Raw genomic sequence first — 17,142 nt, 5'->3', positions numbered from 1 at the left:
GGTGACTCCTATTCGCCTTTCTTAAGCATGCCTTGTTTTTTCAGGTAAACCAACAGCAGGGAAATTGCCGCTGGCGTAACGCCCGAGATCCGTGACGCCTGGCCGATGGTTTCCGGCTTGGCATCATTGAGTTTTGCAATGACCTCGTTAGACAGGCCCTTCACCACGCTGTAATCCAGCTCAAACGGTAGCTTGGTGTTTTCATGGCGCAGGGATTTTTCGACCTCGTCTTTCTGGCGATCGATATAACCCTGGTATTTCACCTGGATTTCAACTTGCTCGCTCGCCTGTGCATCATCATGAGCCGGGGCAAAGGCCTCGATGGCCGTCAGCTGCTCATAGGTCACCTCGGGACGGCGCAGCAGATCCTCACCGCTGGCCTCGCGGGCGATCGGAGTCTTGAGGATCATGTTCAGCGCCTCGGCATGTTCCGATGCCGGGTTGATCCAGATATCTTTCAGACGCTGGCGCTCCTGCGCCATATTCTCGATCTTCTGGTTGAAGCGAGCCCAGCGCTCGTCGTCGACCAGACCAAACTCACGGCCAATTTCGGTCAGGCGCAAGTCGGCATTGTCTTCGCGCAACAGCAGACGGTATTCGGCACGTGAGGTAAACATGCGGTACGGCTCTTTGGTACCCATGGTCGAGAGATCATCGATCAGGACGCCCATATAGGCCTGATCACGACGCGGGCTCCAACCTTCTTTGTCCTGTGCCAGCAATGCGGCATTCATACCGGCCAGCAAGCCCTGCGCGGCGGCTTCTTCATAGCCTGTTGTACCGTTGATTTGTCCGGCAAAGAACAGGCCCTGGATAAACTTGGTTTCAAATGTCTGTTTCAAATCACGCGGATCGAAGAAATCATATTCAATCGCATAGCCCGGGCGGACAATCGCCGCATTCTCGAAGCCCTTCATCGAGCGGACGATTTGCATCTGGACATCAAACGGCAGGCTGGTCGAGATGCCGTTCGGGTACAGCTCGTGTGTTGTCAGGCCTTCCGGCTCGATAAAAATCTGGTGGCTATTCTTGTCGGCAAACCGCATTACCTTGTCTTCAATCGACGGACAGTAGCGCGGGCCGATACCTTCAATCACCCCTGAATACATCGGGCTGCGATCGAGGTTATTGCGGATCACCTCATGGGTCTGCTCGTTGGTATGGGTGATGTAACACGGGATCTGGCGCGGATGATCCGATGCCTTGCCCATGAACGAGAACAACGGCGTCGGGTTGTCACCGTGCTGGGCCTGTAGCTGGCCAAAATCAACGGTGCGGGCGTCAATCCGGGGTGGTGTACCGGTTTTCAGGCGGTCAACACGGAACGGTAGCTCACGCAGGCGAGATGCGAGGGCGATCGACGGAGGATCCCCGGCACGGCCACCGCTGTAGTTTTCCAGCCCGATGTGGATCTTGCCGCCCAGGAAAGTGCCGACAGTCAGCACCACCGCCTTGCCGCGGAATTTCAGTCCCATTTCGGTGATCACACCGACAACACGATCGTTTTCAACGATCAGATCATCTACGGACTGCTGGAACAGCATCAGGTTCGGCTGGTTTTCCAGTTTTTCACGTACGGCAGCCTTGTACAGGGCACGGTCTGCCTGGGCACGCGTCGCCCGGACTGCCGGCCCTTTGGAGGAGTTCAGGGTTCTGAACTGGATCCCGCCCTTGTCAATCGCCTGAGCCATCAGGCCGCCGAGGGCATCAACTTCTTTAACCAGGTGTCCTTTCCCGATCCCGCCAATGGCTGGGTTGCAAGACATCTGTCCCAACGTATCGATGTTATGCGTCAAAAGTAAGGTTTTTTGTCCCATTCGGGCTGCTGCCAACGCGGCCTCAGTGCCGGCATGGCCGCCACCAACCACGATGACATCAAAATTTTCCTGGTAAAACATGAAACTACCTCAGGTATTCGAAATTGCCAGTACGTATCTGCGAGCAAAGGTGGATCATTCTATCCTTTTTCCGAGGAAGAGAGAATCTTTAGTGAAGATCATTTGATCAAGAAGAAAGGCTTCTTTAAATATATATAAGATCTTTTAAAGAGATCTTCTGTTAGATCTATTATATAGATCCCCCGATCATGTGGATAACCGATAAATGATCCTAATGATCATAGTGTTAGGAAGGATCATTTGCTGTGGAGCAGCTTGGATCTCTACAAGGATTAGCTGGGATCAAAATGGCTACTTATCAACAGGGCTGTGAGGAGTATAAACTTATTCAATGGATAACTATGGGTTGATCACCGTTTAGATCTATAGTTATCCACAGAAAAAAGTTTAAAAAAGGCGAAAATATTGAGTAATTTTCGCTGGAATTTTATTCACAGAGGGTGTTTTTCCAGGTTTCCAGCCACAGTTCGGCAGGATCTTCAGGGACGGGATCCTGGGAAACATCGATATCAAGCCGCTCTCCGAGGCGGGTTGCACCGAGCGATGCTAGCTGCTGATCGAGATTTTTGGCCGCGGCGCAGAAAGTGTCATAGCTGCTGTCGCCAAGCCCGACGATCCCGTACTGCAATGTCGACAAATCGGGTTTCTGGCTGGTGAGCTGCTTAATAAACGGCTGGATGTTGTCCGGAAACTCACCGGCACCATGGGTCGAGCAGACGAGTAGCCAGATATGGTCGGTGGAAAGCTGTTCGAAGTCGGCTTGATTGATGATTTCTGTGCTGTGGCCGTGTTGTTCCAGCAATTCGCTGAGATGGTCGGCAACATATTCAGCACCGCCGAGGGTACTGCCGGTGATCAAGGTGATATAGCGCATGGTCTCTCTGTCCGTTTAGATATTCACAACAAATCTATACACAGCATTGTACTGCTTCAGAGCAGGGAGGAAAGCATGATCTTACTGGAGTGGGGATCTTTATAGAAGGGTTATGCACAGCCTGTTCCGGAGATCCGGAACAGGCTACGGGTGTGATCGCGTTGCGGGATCTGTTATTTACCGATACAGAACGAGGTAAAGATCCGGCCGAGAAGATCGTCAGAGGTGAATTCGCCGGTGATCTCGCTCAGGTGCTGCTGGGCGAGGCGCAACTCCTCGGCCAGTATCTCTCCGGCCATGAAGCCCTCTAGTTGGTCTCTGCCGGTCTCGAGGTGTTCTGCCGCGCGCTCCAGGGCCTCCAGGTGGCGACGCCGGGCCATGAAGCCGCCTTCGGTGGTGCCGGCAAAGCCCATACATTCCTTCAGGTGCTCGCGCAGGCTGTCGACCCCGGCGCCGGTGCGTGCCGACAGGCGGACTAGGGTCGGGTTGTTGACATGGCAGATCCCGGCTTCCTCGTGCGTCAGCTCGACTTTGTTGCGGATCACCGTCAGGCCCATGCTGTCTGGCAGGCGTTCGATGAAATCCGGCCAAATCTCTTTGGGATCGGTGGCATCGGTGGTGGTGCCGTCAACCATGAACAGTACGCGGTCGGCCTGCTGGATTTCCTCCCACGCGCGCTCGATACCGATACGCTCGACTTCGTCGGTGGCTTCGCGCAGGCCGGCGGTATCAATGATATGCAGTGGCATGCCATCAATATGGATATGCTCGCGAAGTACGTCACGGGTGGTGCCGGCGATATCGGTGACAATGGCAGAATCTTTGCCGGACAGGGCGTTGAGCAGGCTGGATTTGCCGGCGTTAGGGCGCCCGGCGATAACAACCTTCATCCCTTCGCGCATTATCGCTCCCTGATTGGCTTCGCGGCGCACGGCATCGAGGCGTTCGATGATACCGTTGAGATCGCCGCTGACCTTGCCGTCAGACAGGAAGTCGATTTCTTCTTCCGGAAAGTCGATAGCGGCTTCGACATAGATTCTCAGGTGGATGAGTGCCTCCACCAGCTCGTTGACCCGGCCCGAAAAGGCGCCCTGGAGCGACTGGAAGGCACTTTTGGCGGCTTCCTCCGAGCTGGCGTCAATCAGATCGGCAATCGCCTCTGCCTGCGCCAGGTCGAGCTTGTCGTTCATAAAAGCCCGTTCGGAAAATTCCCCCGGACGCGCCGGGCGGATACCGTCAATTTTCAGGATACGCTTGATCATCATATCCATCAGTACCGGGCCGCCGTGGCCCTGTAGCTCCAGCACATCCTCACCGGTAAAGGAGTTCGGTCCCTTGAAGAATAAAGCGATGCCCTGATCCAGTGCGTTACCGTCCTCGTTTTTGAACGGTAGGTATTCGGCATAACGGGTTTTGAGTTCACGGCCGGCTACCGCGAGTGCGACCTCGTTGGCTTTTGGGCCCGAGACGCGAATAATGCCGACGCCGCCACGGCCCGGAGGGGTAGCTTGCGCAACAATGGTATCAGTATGTTCGATCATAATTTTGGCTTTGCTTTGTAAATTCGCTGCAATTGTAAACAGAGTAGGTGGGAAAACCTAGTAATAGCTTAGATGGTTGGCTGTGAGGCAGATTTCCTTTGCTGCGACACCCGTGCCATAACGGAAAAAGGCGGCCATTGGCCGCCTTTGGGGAGTTCATGGGGTTACATTACTTCGAATGCAGCCCTTTCTTCTCGAGTGAACGGTAGATCAGCGTCTGCTGGATCAGGGTCACGACGTTAGATACCAGCCAGTAAAGGACCAGACCTGACGGGAAGAACAGGAAGAAGAACGTGAACATTACCGGCATGAAGGTCATGATCTTCTGCTGCATCGGATCGGTCACCGTGGTCGGGCTCATCTTCTGGATCATAAACATCGACGCACCCATCAGGATCGGCAGGATGTAGTACGGGTCCTGTGCAGACAGGTCGTGGATCCAGCCAAAGAAAGGTGAATGACGCAGTTCGACAGATTCCATCAGTGACCAGTACAGGGCAATGAAGATAGGCATCTGTAGCAAGATTGGCAGACAGCCACCCAGTGGGTTCACTTTCTCTTTCTTGTACAGTTCCATCATTTCCTGGCTCATACGCTGGCGATCGTCGCCCAGGCGCTCGCGCATTGCTTGCAGTTTAGGCTGCAGCATACGCATTTTGGCCATTGAGGTGTACTGAGCCTTGGTCAGTGGGTACATCGCACCACGGACAATAAAGGTCAGCATCATGATCGCCACACCCCAGTTCACAACGATGCCCTGGATGAACGACAGTAGCATGTGAAGCGGGCTGGCGATAAACCATAGCCAGCCGTAGTCGACGGTCAGGTTCAGGTTAGGCGCGGTGGCTTCCATCTGATCCTGCAGTTTAGGACCGACCCACAGGGTGGCAGTTAGTGTCTGCTCGCTACCTGCAGGAACCGTGGTTGCAGGCATACGTACACCAATGTAACCCTGGCCGTTGCCGGTACGGGTGTACAGGTTAGTGGCTTCGTCGGTACGCGGGATCCACGCCGAAACGAAGTAGTGCTGCATCATTGCCGCCCAGCCCTGGTTGGCGATAGTCAGGTTCAGGTTCTTGTCCTGCATATCTTCAAAGCTGTACTTCTTGTATTTGGTATCGTCAGCCGAGTAAGCACCACCGCGGTAGGTCGGCATCGTCAGGCTGCCGCCGTCATCCATCAGGTTCTGCTTCAGCTGGGCATACATCTGAACGCTTGCCGGTGCTGCTGACTGGTTGTTGATGCTGTATTCAACATCGACCGCATAGCTGCCGCGTTTAAGTACGAAAGTCTTGGTGTACTGGATGCCGTCTTTTTCATACGTCATTGGTACGCGCAGCTCGTCCTGGTCGTCGGCAAGGGTAAAGCTGTCGGCATCAACCACTAGCTGGGCACGGCCGGCGGTGGTATCGATACCGTTGGCACCGATAAGGCCTGACTGTGCGGTATAGCTGTGGCCCTGCTCGTTTTTCAGAAGAACAAACGGGTCTTCTGAATTGAGTTCGTTGTCGTAAGCCAGCAATTGGGCTTCGATCACATCGCCACCAAGCGTATCGACAGTAAGCGCCAGTACATCTGTATTGATGGTGATTAGATTGTCGGATGTGCTTTGTTCAGTGATCGGCTGGCCGTCAGTTGAATGTGAAGGAACATCACCACTTGTGTTGACTTGTTGCGCTACACCCTGTCCTTGTGGTTGAGGGGTGTTGTCCATGTTCCACTGCTGATACAGCAGGAACGAGACGAACAGTAGGGCAATTAACAGAATATTGCGTTGGGAATCCATCGTTACTTATCTCTGTCGTTATGCTTGGTTGGCGGAACGGGGTCATAACCACCGTCGGTTAAAGGATGACATCTTAATAGACGTTTCGCTGCGAACCAACAACCTTTTATCGCTCCATGCGCTTTTATTGCTTCAATTGCGTATTGGGAACATGTTGGGGTATAGCGACAGCGTGGTCCAATAAGCGGACTTATTGCCAGTTGGTAAAAGCGGACTAGTCCAACGACTAGCCACGCGAAGGGCGAGACAGGCGATGCCATAGTTTATCTAGCAATTTAAAGAGCTCTTCGTTGCTCAGCTCACTGGCGCTTTTCCTGGCGATAACGACAAAATCTTTGGCTGGCAGATCGGCTTGCTTGAGGCGGAAGCTTTCACGCACGATGCGCTTGAACTTATTTCTGCCAACAGCAGTTTTGATCTGTTTTTTGGGAACAGCCAAGCCGAGACGGGGATGATTAAGGTCGTTGTTACGGGCAAGAATAGTTAAGTGGGGAGAGCCAGCACGGTGAGCTTGCTGGAAGACTTTTTTATAATGTTCGGGAGTTAACAAACGTAACTCCCGAGCGAAAGCGAGCTTATTCAAAATAATCAAAGATTACTTAGAAAGACGCTTACGGCCTTTAGCGCGACGTGCGTTGATTACAGCGCGACCGTTCTTAGTAGCCATGCGTGCACGGAAACCGTGGCTACGCTTGCGCTTTAGAACTGAAGGTTGAAAAGTGCGTTTCATGGTTTTACCTTAAATTAACTGATCAGTTTTTAAGTTTGTTACTGAGTTTCCGACTGCGAACAACCGGTACCTCTAAACAAAGAGGCGGAATTGTAATCACTGACCTCTAAATAGTCAATAATTATACCCGTTGTTAGCAACGGGCGCTGAATTATACTTCTTGTGGCGCCGAGTGCAAGGATCCTTCGCGGATCCCAACCTTATTCAGGAACTTTTGTAGTCGAGGATCCTGCGGGTTGGTGAAGATCTGCTCTGGCGTTCCCTGCTCGACGAACCCTCCGTCGGCCATAAAGATCACCCGATCAGCGACTTCGCGGGCAAATTGCATCTCGTGAGTGACCACCAGCATGGTCTGGTGGCGGGTCGCCAGTTTCTGCATCAAGGTCAGTACTTCACCGACCCATTCCGGATCCAGCGCCGATGTCGGCTCGTCAAACAGCAGCAAATCGGCCTCCAGGGCCATGGCACGACCGATGCCGACCCGTTGCTGCTGGCCGCCGGACAGGGCGGCGGGATAGTGCTCTCCCTTGTCGCCGAGGCCTATATCATCAAGAATCTGCTGCGCGCGCTGAAAGGCGTCGTCTTTTTTCCAGCCTTTTACCGTGATCAACCCTTCGGCGATATTCTGCTTCGCCGTCAGGTGCGCAAACAAGGCATAGTTCTGGAACACAAACCCTGTTTTGCGGCGCAGGGCAATGATATCGCTCTTGGCTGCCTGCTGGCTGTCAATGGTGACATCCCCGATAGTAATGTGGCCGCGGTTGGCTGTTTCAAGAAAGTTGATACAGCGCAGCAGGGTGGATTTTCCCGTACCCGACGGGCCGATCACTACGACGATTTCGCCTTTCTCTATGGTCAGGTCAATGCCGGAAAAGATGGTGGCGTCGCCAAAGCGCTTGGTGAGATTGTTAAGCTTGATCATCGTGTGTATGCCTTGTTGAGTTTTGCTTCCGCCCAGTTCTGGATCCGGGTCAGTACCAGTACCATCCCCCAGTAAATGAGGGCGACGGCCAGAAAAGCCTCGAAGAACTTGAAGCTTGAGGAGGCTTCCATCTGGGCCTTGGCCATAATTTCCGCCACACCCAGTGTAAAGGCCAGTGACGTTGATTTAATCATGTCGATGAAGTAGTTCATCAGCGAGGGCAGGGCGACCCGGGTTGCCTGCGGCAGAATGATCCGTCTCATGGCCTGCAGGCCGGTCATCCCGATCGACAGGCTTGCCTCCATCTGGCTGCGGTCAATCCCGATGATGGCTGCACGGATACTCTCCGCCTTGTACGCGGCAAAATGCAGGCTCAGGCCGATGACTGCGGCGCTGAAGGCGTCAAGGCCGACAAAAACAGGGAACACCTGCGGCAGGCCATAGTAGAGCAAAAAAAGCTGAACCAGCAGCGGGGTGCCGCGGAAGAAGCTGATGTAGAGCTGGCTGAGCTGATCCAGTACCGGCAGCTTGTACACTCTGACCAGCGCCAGCGTCACAGCAATGACCAAGGCAAAAAGCAAACCCCAGACAGCCATATTCAACGTCGTACCCAGGTACTTCAGGAGAATAGGCAGCAGCGATAACATGTAGTCAAAATCAAAGCCCATGTGGATAAGAGTTCCGTTATTGAGGGGTGAATAAGCGACAAAGACCCACCTTGCGGTGAGCCTTTAAGTATATGGATATTTAGAGGGAAACGCCGTCAGCGATATTACTGGGTGATATCGGCATCAAACCATTTCACTGAAATTTCTGCCAGGGTACCGTCTTCGCGCATGGCCTTGAGGGCCTTGTTCACTTCGCCACGTAGCTTTTCGCCTTTTTCGCCCTTAATGAACGGCCAGGCATTCTCGATACGCTCGAACGGTTCGCCGGCCAGCTGCAGCGGCAGGTTGGCCTTTTTGATCAGCTCGACAGATGACAGGCGGTCCATCACAAAGGCATCGGTACGGCCAAGGGCAACATCGTGCTCGATACCGGTATCGTAGGTCTTGATATTGATCTTGCCGTCTTTATCCAGCTCGCGCAGCAGCTGCTCGTAGTTGGAACCCAGGTTGACCCCGACAGTCTTGCCGTTGAGATCATCGGTGCTTTTTATGCTGTCGTTACCCTTGCGCACGACCAGCTGGGCACCATCGACCACATACGGATCGGCAAACAGGTACTTGGCCTTGCGCTCGTCGGTCATGGTGATTTGGTTGGAGATGGTATCGATACGGCCGGTTTCCAGCAGACCGAACAGGCCCGAGAAACTGGCGGTCACAAATTCAACGTTATAGTCGTTGCGTTTACCGATTTCGTTCCACAGGTCGACCTCAAAGCCCTGAAGCTGATCTTGTTTTACAAAGGTAAACGGGAAGTAGCGTCCTGACATGCCGACTTTCACGTCTGTGGCGGCCATGGCAGCCTGGCTTGCTGTCAAAGTCAGTGCGACAGCTGTGAATGTTGTTTTTATCCAGCTTTTCATCCTGTTTACTCCTCAGATGGCTGTGATGATGCTCTGTTTTTCACATCCTATATGCTGATATCTGCTTTATTTAAATAACTTGGAGTTATTTCAAATAACCAATTGTTCGTAGGTAACGGTTACATGCTGTTAATAGCTTTGTGGGTAAGGGCTGGTAAAATTGTGCTGATCTCGGGTTTTATTGTGCGATCTATGTGAATAAGTCTGATCTTATTCACCGGATCTGCGATCTCTTTGCTGGCGATCCTGAGCCAGCAGGTATAAAATTGCATCCCTTTTCGTGTTTTGTTATTCAGTGTGGAGTCGAGCTTGTCATCTTCGCTTTGGTTGCAGTGCCTTCAACGCCTTCAGGAAGAACTCCCTGCAACAGAATTCAGTATGTGGGTTCGACCGCTTCAGGCCGAGTTGAACGATAATACGCTGACTTTGTTTGCGCCTAACCGTTTTGTGCTTGATTGGGTACGGGATAAGTACCTCAACAATATTAACCGGCTGCTGAATGAATTTTGCGGCAACGATGTACCGATCCTGCGATTCGAGGTCGGTAGCCGTCCGGTTACTGTGCCACCACCACAGCCTGTGGCCTCGGTGCCGGTTGTCGAGCCGGCAGCCCCGCAGATGGTGGATGATACGCCGCCGCGTACTTGGGAGCCTGCACCGTCACCGGTCCAGCCCGAGTCTCAGTCCGGTTACCGGTCGAACGTGAACCCCAAGCATAACTTCAACAACTTTGTTGAGGGTAAATCGAACCAGCTGGGTTTGGCCGCCTGCCGCCAGGTGGCGGATAACCCGGGCGCCGCCTATAATCCGCTGTTTTTATATGGCGGAACCGGTCTGGGTAAAACGCACCTTTTACATGCGGTTGGCAATGCCATTGCGGATCGCAAACCCAATGCCCGGGTTGTCTATATGCATTCCGAGCGTTTTGTCCAGGATATGGTCAAGGCCCTGCAGAACAATGCGATTGAAGAGTTCAAGCGCTATTACCGTAGCGTCGATGCCCTGCTGATCGATGATATTCAGTTCTTTGCTAACAAAGAGCGATCGCAGGAGGAGTTTTTCCATACCTTTAATGCCCTGCTTGAAGGCAACCAGCAGATCATCCTAACCTCTGACCGCTATCCGCGCGAGATCAACGGTGTTGAGGATCGTCTGAAGTCCCGCTTTGGCTGGGGACTGACGGTAGCGATTGAGCCGCCGGAGCTGGAAACGCGCGTGGCCATTTTGATGAAAAAGGCCGAGGATCACCATATTCGCCTGGCCGACGAAGTGGCCTTCTTTATTGCCAAGCGTCTGCGCTCCAATGTCCGTGAGCTGGAAGGGGCCCTGAACCGGGTGATAGCCAACGCCAACTTTACCGGCCGTGCCATTACCATTGACTTTGTCCGTGAGGCGCTGCGCGATTTGCTGGCGCTGCAGGAAAAACTGGTAACGATCGATAATATCCAGAAGACCGTGGCCGAATACTATAAAATAAAGATGGCTGATATGCTGTCTAAGCGCCGTTCCCGCTCTGTGGCCCGTCCGCGCCAGATGGCGATGGCACTGGCCAAGGAGCTGACCAACCATAGCCTGCCGGAAATCGGCGATGCCTTTGGTGGTCGTGACCATACTACGGTGCTCCATGCCTGCCGCAAAATCGAGCAGCTGCGTGAAGAAAGCCACGATATAAAAGAAGATTATTCAAACCTAATTAGAACATTGTCGTCTTGATATGAAATTTACCGTCGAACGCGAACATTTATTAAAGCCGTTGCAGCAGGTGTCTGGTGCACTTGGCGGCCGTCCTTCATTACCGATCCTGGGCAATATTCTGCTTCAGGTCGAAGAAGGCTGCCTGTCGATGACAGGCACCGATTTGGAAGTCGAGCTGGTTGCCAAGCTGGCACTGGAAGCTGATTTTGAGCCTGGGGCGGTAACTGTCCCGTCGCGTAAGTTTCTCGACATTTGTCGCGGCCTGCCTGATAGCGCCAATATCGTTGTTGCCCTGGAAGGCGATCGGGTGATCATTCGCTCCGGCCGCAGCCGTTATTCCCTGTCGACGCTGCCTGCCGCGGATTTCCCGAATATTGATGACTGGCAGAGCGAGGTTGAGCTGACGCTACCGCAAGGGCGGATGCGCCAGCTGATCGACAGCACCCAGTTCTCAATGGCGCATCAGGATGTTCGTTATTACCTTAACGGCATGCTGTTTGAAACCGAGGGCAAGAACCTGCGTTCGGTCGCGACCGATGGCCACCGTATGGCGGTATGTGCCATTGAACTGGATCAGGAGCAGCCAGCCAAGCAGATCATTGTGCCGCGCAAAGGGGTACTGGAGCTGGTTCGCCTGCTGGATACACCGGATGCCATGGTCGATATCCAGATTGGCAACTCGAACCTGCGCGCGGTGGTGAATAACTTTGTCTTTACCTCCAAGCTGGTCGACGGACGTTTTCCTGACTATCGCCGCGTCATGCCGCAAAACAGTACCAAGTTTGTCGAGGCGAGCTGTGACGAGCTGAAAAAAGCGTTCTCCCGTGCGGCTATCTTGTCGAACGAAAAATTCCGCGGGGTTCGCGTTAACCTGTCCAACGGCGAGATGCGTATTACCGCCAATAACCCTGAGCAGGAAGAAGCCGAAGAGTTCCTTGATGTCGACTACCAGGGCGAGGATCTGGAGATCGGCTTCAACGTCAGCTATGTACTCGACGTGCTTAATACCCTTAAGTGCGAGCAGGTGCGTTGGTCGCTGACCGATGCCAATGCCAGTGCGCTGGTTGAAGACAGCGCCAGTGATGAAGCCATGTATGTCGTGATGCCAATCAGACTCTAAGGCATGGCACTTACTCGTCTTATTGTAAAAGACTTCCGCAATATTGAAGCTTGCGACTTATCCTTGTCGGCAAGCTTTAATTTTCTGGTCGGTGCCAACGGCAGTGGCAAAACTAGTGTGCTAGAAGCGTTACATTACCTCGGACACGGTCGCTCGTTTCGCAGCCACCTGACGGGGAGGGTGATCCGCCATGAACAGCAGGAGCTGTTTGTCCATGGACGTTTGCAAACCGATGGTGAGCTGGAGCTGCCGCTCGGGATCAATAAAAAGCGCGACGGCACTACCGAGGTCAAGATCGGTGGCGAAGGTGGACAGAAACTGGCGCAGCTGGCGCAGGTGCTGCCGCTGCAGCTGATCACGCCAGAAGGGTTTGAATTGCTGATTGGTGGCCCCAAATACCGCCGCTCATTTATCGACTGGGGCGTTTTTCATGTCGAGCCCCAGTTTTATCATGCCTGGAGCCGGGTCAAGCGATTGACCAAGCAGCGCAATGCGCTGCTAAAGACAGCTCGTAGCTATCGCGAACTGAGCTACTGGGATCAGGAACTGGCGGTACTGGCTGAAGAGATCAGCGAGTGGCGCAGCCAGTATCTCAAGGCGGTGAAGCGAAAGGCCGCTGAGATATGTCAGGGCTTTTTGCCCGAATTTGATATCCAGCTGGGGTATTACCGCGGCTGGGAAAAAGACACCCCGTATGCCGAGCTGCTAACACGTAATTTTGAGCGTGATTGCCAGCTGGGCTATACCGCAAGCGGACCGCACAAGGCTGACTTGCGGATCAAAGTTGCCGGTACTCCCGTCGAGGATGTTCTGTCCCGCGGGCAGCTGAAGCTGATGGTATGTGCCTTGCGCCTGGCGCAGGGGCTGCACCTCGCTGAAGCAACCGGCAAGCAGTGTATATATTTAATTGATGATTTTGCTTCCGAGCTGGATAGCCATAGGCGTGCGCTTCTTGCGCAACGGTTAAAGGAAACCAACGCCCAGGTTTTCATTAGTGCAATTAGTCGCGACCAAATTGCGGAAATGCATGATGAAAATGGCAAGATGTTTCATGTGGAACACGGTAAAATAACCGCAGGATAATTTAAGCGAGAGTAACTCAATGTCCAACAACTACGATTCATCAAGTATTAAGGTACTTAAAGGCCTTGATGCGGTACGTAAGCGCCCAGGGATGTACATTGGCGATACCGATGACGGTACTGGCTTGCACCATATGGTGTTTGAGGTCGTCGATAACTCAATCGATGAAGCTCTTGCTGGCCACTGTGAAGATATCATTGTCACCATCCATGAAGACGGCTCTGTTTCAGTGAGTGATGATGGTCGTGGTATTCCGACAGACATGCACCCCGAGGAAGGGGTTTCAGCAGCAGAAGTTATCATGACCGTCCTGCACGCAGGCGGTAAGTTTGATGACAACTCTTATAAAGTCTCGGGCGGTCTGCACGGGGTAGGTGTCTCGGTGGTGAATGCACTGTCTGAGAAAGTTGAACTGACTATCCACCGTAAGGGCTCTATTCACCAGCAGGTTTACCGCCATGGTGAACCGGAAGCGCCGTTGGCTGTTATCGGTGATACCGAGAAAACCGGTACCCGCATCCGTTTCTGGCCAAGCGATGAGACGTTTACTAATATTGAATTTCAATATGAGATCCTGGCTAAGCGCCTGCGCGAACTGTCTTTCCTGAACTCAGGCGTATCCATCAAGCTTAGTGACGAGCGCGAGGAAGGCAAACAAGACCACTTTATGTATGAAGGTGGTATCCAGGCGTTTGTCGAGCACCTGAACCGTAATAAAACGCCAATCCATCCGAAGGTTTTCCATTTCGACTTCGAGCGTGAAGACGGCATTTCGGTAGAAGTAGCGATGCAGTGGAACGATGGTTTCCAGGAAAATATCTACTGCTTTACCAATAATATCCCGCAGCGTGATGGCGGTACTCACCTTGCAGGTTTCCGTGGCGCACTGACGCGTACGTTGAATAACTTCATGGACAAGGAAGGCTATTCGAAGAAAGCCAAGACGGCGACGTCTGGTGATGATGCCCGTGAAGGTTTGACGGCTGTGGTATCGGTTAAAGTGCCGGATCCAAAATTCTCAAGCCAGACCAAAGACAAGCTGGTATCGAGCGAAGTGAAGCCTGCTGTCGAATCGGCGATGGGTGAGAAGCTTGGCGAGTTTTTGTTGGAAAATCCAAGTGATGCAAAGACGGTTTGTACCAAGATTATCGATGCCTCCCGTGCCCGTGAAGCCGCCCGTAAAGCACGTGAGATGACACGCCGCAAAGGTGCGTTGGACCTAGCGGGTCTGCCGGGTAAACTGGCAGATTGCCAGGAGAAAGATCCCGCGCTTTCTGAACTCTACATAGTGGAGGGTGACTCTGCGGGCGGTTCCGCCAAGCAGGGCCGTAACCGTAAGAACCAGGCAATATTGCCCCTTAAAGGTAAAATTCTTAACGTTGAGAAGGCACGCTTTGACAAGATGCTGTCTTCGCAGGAAGTCGCCACGCTGATCACCGCCATGGGCTGTGGTATCGGTCGCGATGAGTACAACCCGGACAAACTGCGTTACCACAACATTATTATCATGACCGATGCCGATGTCGATGGCTCGCACATCCGTACCCTGCTATTGACCTTCTTCTACCGTCAGATGCCGGAGCTGATCGAGCGCGGCCACATCTACATTGCTCAGCCACCACTGTATAAAGTGAAGAAGGGCAAGCAAGAGCAGTACATCAAAGACGATGAAGACATGAACCAGTATCAGGTTGCCCTGGCACTGGATAATGCCGCGCTGTTTGCCGCCGAAGGTGCGCCAGCGGTTTCTGGTCTGGCACTTGAAGAGTTGGTGAAGCAGTTTAACAGTGCCAACAAACTGGTGGATCGCATGAGCCGCCGCTACCCGACATTGTTGCTGAACGAGTTTATCTACCAGCCTCGCTTGAGCGTCGATGCCTTGAGCGAGCAAGCTGATGTTGAAGCCTGGACTCAGCCGTTAGTTGCAGCGCTGAACGACAAGCAGTCTGGTGAAAGCAAGTACAACTTCGAAGTGATTCGCGACGAAGAGAACAATGTGTGGTTACCTAAAGTGGTTGTTCGTACCCACGGTGTTGATCATGAATATGTATTGAGTTTTGATTTGCTGAACTCAAAAGAGTATAGCAAGCTGGCAGATCTGTCCGAGGCTCTGCACAATCTGCTAGATGATACGGCATATGTTCAACGTGGTGAGCGTAAGCAGCCAGTGAGCAGCTTCAAGGAAGCACTGGACTGGCTGATTAAAGAGTCACGCCGTGGTCTGTCATTACAGCGATACAAAGGTCTGGGTGAGATGAACCCAGAGCAGCTATGGGAAACCACCATGGATCCTGAATCTCGCCGTATGATGCAGGTGACTATCAACGATGCTGTTGCGGCTGACGAGCTGTTCACGACGTTGATGGGTGATCAGGTTGAGCCTCGTCGCCACTTCATCGAAGAGAATGCACTGAACGCGAACTTGGATGTGTAGTCTGAGTTGTTGTTAGCTTTGTTAAAAACGCCGCGCAATGCGGCGTTTTTTTATACCTGTAGTTTGGTATAGGAGGCTGGAGAATATGCCGCGATACCGCCCACTTCCTTCTTGTTCACGGTGAGGTCTGTTTTGTTCTCGGCAACCATGGGTTGAACAGGGCAGTTATCTTCCTCGGTTGAGGGTGCTGAAAAATATATTCAAAATAATTGGATTGAACACTTGGAAAGTAAATTAGCTATCCCTATATCTAATAATGAAGCGCATGGTGCCAAAGATTGGGCCTGCAACCGGTTTGTCCCTCAGAGGGAAAGCTACTTCAACGACAACATATCGTTATTTTATTGCTTCTAAAGAAGGATAGTTAATATGCGTAATCTAGATTTCACTCCTCTATACCGTTCTGCTATTGGTTTCGATCGTCTGTTTAACCAGATGGAGAAGAATGTCAGTAATGCCAATACGGGTTATCCTCCGTACAATATCGAGCAGCAGGATGAGAATCACTACCGTATCACCATGGCTGTGGCCGGCTTCGCCGAAGAGCAGTTGGATATCACCCAGCAACAGAACAAGCTGATTGTTCGTGGTACCCGTGAAGCCGAAAAGGATGAGCGTCAATACTTGTATCAGGGTATTGCCGAACGCGATTTCGAACGTAAATTCCAGCTGGCTGACTACGTCAAAGTAATTGGTGCCGGAATGGAAAACGGTTTACTGCACATTGATCTCGAGCGCGAGATCCCGGAAGAGCAGAAGCCGCGCAAGATCGCGATCAACGGTCATCGTTTGCTAGAAAACGAGTAATATCGTTCCTATGTCCATCTTGTCACGGACATAGTGGCGCAACAGGAGTGAAGGTCAGCCAAGTGCTGGCCTTTTTGATGTTTGCCTCTCACCTTTACACCATTATTGTTTGCGCGCTGTAATCAACTGCAATTTATTATTTTACTACGGGTTGGTGTGTGGGGATTCGTTCTGCTGACCTGTATGGGGATCCTGTTTGCTGGCTTTACGCGCTATGATTACAAGAGTTGTTTCACGTGAAACGCTTTCATATTCCTATTTGTTCAGTCGAGATCGCTATGGTCGGAAAGACGCGTTATATCACCACGGATTTGGATATTTTTTCGAACCGGGATTTGTCTGAGCTAGCAGCATTCTTTCAGGACGTAACCTGCATCCTTCATTGCGGATGGCGTAGTGATGATGTCTTTCATTTATGTCTTGAGCCTAATTCCGATAGCGAGAATAAACTCGGGGAAGATTTGGAAAGCCTGTTATCGGCTGTTGAGCAGTTGCCCGGTGAACTAAGCGCTCTTTGGCGATCGGCAAGCGAAGTCGATTTCAATATCGGCGTCGAAACAGGAGACTGTCACGGCCACAACATGAGAGTCTCCGCTAAACACCTTGAACGTATTGCCAGGCTGAACGGTACCTTGAGTATAACGACCTATCCGGCGGAGTGAGCATGAAATGATAAGCGCTGCCAGGTGGCAGCGCTAAATCTCCTAATGTTATTCTGTTTTCT

General features: G+C 52.4%; 16 protein-coding genes. 6 read left to right on the top strand and 10 right to left on the bottom strand.

Annotated features, from left to right (window positions below):
* Positions 1-8: 8 nt before the first annotated feature.
* From mnmG to L4D19_RS26195, 10 genes are all read right to left on the bottom strand, one after another.
* Entirely contained in the window at positions 9-1,898 is a 1,890-nt protein-coding gene (gene mnmG, locus L4D19_RS26240; RefSeq protein WP_428454869.1) for a tRNA uridine-5-carboxymethylaminomethyl(34) synthesis enzyme MnmG, read from the bottom strand.
* A gap of 427 nt (positions 1,899-2,325) precedes the next feature.
* Complete coding sequence (gene mioC, locus L4D19_RS26235; RefSeq protein ID WP_428454868.1) at positions 2,326-2,772, bottom strand: FMN-binding protein MioC; 447 nt, start codon at positions 2,770-2,772, stop codon at positions 2,326-2,328.
* A 173-nt stretch (positions 2,773-2,945) separates the two neighbouring features.
* A complete protein-coding gene (gene mnmE, locus L4D19_RS26230) occupies positions 2,946-4,313 on the bottom strand; it encodes a tRNA uridine-5-carboxymethylaminomethyl(34) synthesis GTPase MnmE (RefSeq protein ID WP_428454867.1) in 1,368 nt (455 codons plus the stop codon).
* A 169-nt stretch (positions 4,314-4,482) separates the two neighbouring features.
* A complete protein-coding gene (yidC, locus tag L4D19_RS26225; RefSeq protein ID WP_428454866.1) occupies positions 4,483-6,099 on the bottom strand; it encodes a membrane protein insertase YidC in 1,617 nt (538 codons plus the stop codon).
* A 2-nt stretch (positions 6,100-6,101) separates the two neighbouring features.
* The gene (gene yidD / locus L4D19_RS26220) at positions 6,102-6,359 is read right to left on the bottom strand and encodes a membrane protein insertion efficiency factor YidD (RefSeq protein ID WP_075762024.1); all 258 of its coding nucleotides are present in this window, start codon (positions 6,357-6,359) and stop codon (positions 6,102-6,104) included.
* Positions 6,326-6,682 (bottom strand): ribonuclease P protein component, encoded by a 357-nt coding sequence (rnpA, locus tag L4D19_RS26215; protein WP_075762051.1) that lies wholly within the window; start codon positions 6,680-6,682, stop codon positions 6,326-6,328. Before rnpA ends, yidD begins: the two co-directional genes overlap by 34 nt.
* 12 nt (positions 6,683-6,694) lie before the next feature.
* Positions 6,695-6,829: a 50S ribosomal protein L34 gene (gene rpmH, locus L4D19_RS26210; protein ID WP_075762025.1), complete on the bottom strand. Its 135-nt coding sequence runs from the start codon at positions 6,827-6,829 to the stop codon at positions 6,695-6,697.
* 151 nt (positions 6,830-6,980) lie between these two features.
* Complete coding sequence (locus L4D19_RS26205; RefSeq protein ID WP_428454865.1) at positions 6,981-7,751, bottom strand: amino acid ABC transporter ATP-binding protein; 771 nt, start codon at positions 7,749-7,751, stop codon at positions 6,981-6,983.
* Positions 7,748-8,419, bottom strand: a complete 672-nt coding sequence (locus L4D19_RS26200; RefSeq protein ID WP_075762027.1) for an amino acid ABC transporter permease — start codon at positions 8,417-8,419, stop codon at positions 7,748-7,750. The genes L4D19_RS26205 and L4D19_RS26200 overlap by 4 nt, the downstream gene beginning before the upstream one ends.
* Before the next feature lie 104 nt (positions 8,420-8,523).
* Entirely contained in the window at positions 8,524-9,279 is a 756-nt protein-coding gene (locus L4D19_RS26195) for an amino acid ABC transporter substrate-binding protein (protein WP_160656671.1), read from the bottom strand.
* Between the two features lie 309 nt (positions 9,280-9,588).
* Between L4D19_RS26195 and dnaA the strand changes: the two genes are divergently transcribed.
* The 6 genes from dnaA to L4D19_RS26165 all read left to right on the top strand — a co-directional run bounded on the left by dnaA (position 9,589) and on the right by L4D19_RS26165 (position 17,080).
* Complete coding sequence (gene dnaA, locus L4D19_RS26190) at positions 9,589-10,992, top strand: chromosomal replication initiator protein DnaA (RefSeq protein ID WP_428454864.1); 1,404 nt, start codon at positions 9,589-9,591, stop codon at positions 10,990-10,992.
* A 1-nt stretch (position 10,993) separates the two neighbouring features.
* Entirely contained in the window at positions 10,994-12,094 is a 1,101-nt protein-coding gene (gene dnaN / locus L4D19_RS26185; protein ID WP_428454863.1) for a DNA polymerase III subunit beta, read from the top strand.
* A 3-nt stretch (positions 12,095-12,097) separates the two neighbouring features.
* Positions 12,098-13,177 carry a DNA replication/repair protein RecF gene (gene recF / locus L4D19_RS26180; protein WP_428454862.1) on the top strand — a complete coding sequence of 360 codons (1,080 nt, stop codon included), beginning with the start codon at positions 12,098-12,100 and terminating at the stop codon, positions 13,175-13,177.
* A 19-nt stretch (positions 13,178-13,196) separates the two neighbouring features.
* Positions 13,197-15,611, top strand: coding sequence for a DNA topoisomerase (ATP-hydrolyzing) subunit B (gene gyrB / locus L4D19_RS26175; protein ID WP_428454861.1), 2,415 nt, complete (start codon positions 13,197-13,199; stop codon positions 15,609-15,611).
* 369 nt (positions 15,612-15,980) lie between these two features.
* On the top strand, positions 15,981-16,418 hold the full coding sequence (gene ibpA / locus L4D19_RS26170) for a small heat shock chaperone IbpA (RefSeq protein ID WP_075762033.1): 438 nt from the start codon (positions 15,981-15,983) through the stop codon (positions 16,416-16,418).
* Between the two features lie 236 nt (positions 16,419-16,654).
* Positions 16,655-17,080 carry a hypothetical protein gene (locus L4D19_RS26165; protein ID WP_428454860.1) on the top strand — a complete coding sequence of 142 codons (426 nt, stop codon included), beginning with the start codon at positions 16,655-16,657 and terminating at the stop codon, positions 17,078-17,080.
* Positions 17,081-17,142 lie beyond the last annotated feature (62 nt).

Source organism: Photobacterium kasasachensis, from assembly GCF_050336885.1.
Taxonomy (GTDB): Bacteria; Pseudomonadota; Gammaproteobacteria; order Enterobacterales; family Vibrionaceae; genus Photobacterium; species Photobacterium kasasachensis.
The sequence above is the reverse complement of the archived record's forward strand: the minus strand, read 5'-3'. Positions and strand labels throughout refer to the sequence as shown.